The 1,403-nt window shown below is 73.6% G+C and carries 2 protein-coding genes; one reads left to right on the top strand and one right to left on the bottom strand.

Going from position 1 to position 1,403, the window contains the following annotated elements; translation table 11 throughout:
* Window positions 1-838 (bottom strand): beta-keto acid cleavage family enzyme (locus tag AC0CYZ_RS29605; protein WP_472221697.1); only part of this gene is annotated, 838 nt, incomplete at its 3' end.
* Window positions 839-1,001: 163 nt separating this feature from the next.
* On the opposite strand from AC0CYZ_RS29605, the gene AC0CYZ_RS29610 reads away from it, so the two are divergent.
* The gene (locus AC0CYZ_RS29610; RefSeq protein WP_472221698.1) at window positions 1,002-1,316 is read left to right on the top strand and encodes a hypothetical protein; all 315 of its coding nucleotides are present in this window, start codon (window positions 1,002-1,004) and stop codon (window positions 1,314-1,316) included.
* The last annotated feature ends 87 nt before the right edge of the window (window positions 1,317-1,403 follow it).

A 1,403-nucleotide genomic window follows, 5' to 3' on the forward strand; every position in this document is an offset into this window, starting at 1 on the left:
GCCCCAGCGCGTCGAGCAAGGACGTCGCCTCGTCGAGCAGCTCGAGGTTCGAGGGCCGTCGCTCCCCGGCGTGGTCCTCGAGCCCGACGCGCACGTGCCCGCCACGCTCCAGCGCGAGGCGGGCCAGCCCGCAGCCCACGACGTCGCCGCCCAGCACCGCCACCGACCACGGCAGCCCGCTGGGCTCGAGGATCTCGAGGTACGCGTCGAGGGCCCGCTCGGTCGGCGGCAGCCCGAACTCGAGCGCCCCGCCGAAGTAGAGCTTCACGATCGCGCCCGGCGGCACCCGGCCGTGCCGGTGCAGCGTCAGCGCGGTGCGCAGGAAGCCGGGCTCGAAGACCGAGATGCTCGGGGCCGCCCGCAGCGCTGCCGAGCGCGCGAACATGTACTCGGTGTCGGCGTAGCTGTTCTGGTACGGGCCGGGGGCGGCGGCGTCCGGGACGGTGCCGTCGCTGGTGAGCCCGACGTTGACCGACCCCGGGTCGACGAGCGTCATCCCGCCGAGGCCGCGCCGGGCGAGCGCCTCGACGTGGGCCCACCGCGCCTCGATCGGGATCCCGCGGGCCCCGGCGGCCATCGTCGGGTAGAGCAGGACGTCCGGGCGGGCGGCGACGACGGGCTCCCAGGCCTGCACGTAGGGCTCCACCGCGTGCACCCCGTCGGCGGTGAACATCGGGTCGTCGTGGTGGTTGTGCACGATCGCGGCGCCGGCGTCGAGGCAGGTCAGCGCGTCGCGGGTGATCTCCGCCGGTGACCGCGGCACGTGCGGGTTCCGCTCGCGGGGCGTGGCGCCGTTGAGGGCCACCTCGAGGATCACCGGGTCCGCGTCGGCCGCCATGGTCCGAGCATGGCACGGGGTCGTCCGTCACCCGTTCGGCGGATCGGTGTCCGGAAACCGTGACCCGGAGATCTCCCGAGGCGTTGACGGCACGTATTCGGACGGTCGCGCACAGTGGCAACCGTGGCGACGGTCCGGCGCTCCCCCCACGAGAGGAACTCCCATGACCATGATCCGCAAGGCCGTCCTGTCCGCCGCCCTGATCAGCTCCGGTCTCGTCGCCACCACGGGGATGGCCTTCGCCGGCAGCGAGCACGCCGAGGGCTCGACGACCCAGAAGGGTCTGATCAACTCGAGCGACTTCGCCCCGAACACGACCGGCGACGCCTGCAACAACGACGTCCCGGTGAACGTGCTCGGCGTCCAGGTCCCGGTCCAGGACAACGCGGCGTCGGTCCCGCTCGTTTCCAAGGCGGGCCACGGCAACGCGGCGGGGATCCAGAAGTCCTGCTCGAACCCGATCCACGCCGTCAACTGACGCGCACCGCAGCCGTCACGGGCCCGGTCCCGCACCCTCGGGTGCGGACCGGGCCCGTGGTGTCTGCCCGGACGGGCCGGTGTCCCG

The sequence above is a fragment of the Actinomycetospora sp. genome (genome assembly GCF_055612215.1).

Excerpts from the sequence above, each read along its gene's own strand:
- AC0CYZ_RS29610 (WP_472221698.1), top strand. The coding sequence starts at position 1,002 with ATGACCATGATCCGCAAGGCCGTCCTGTCCGCCGCCCTGATCAGCTCC.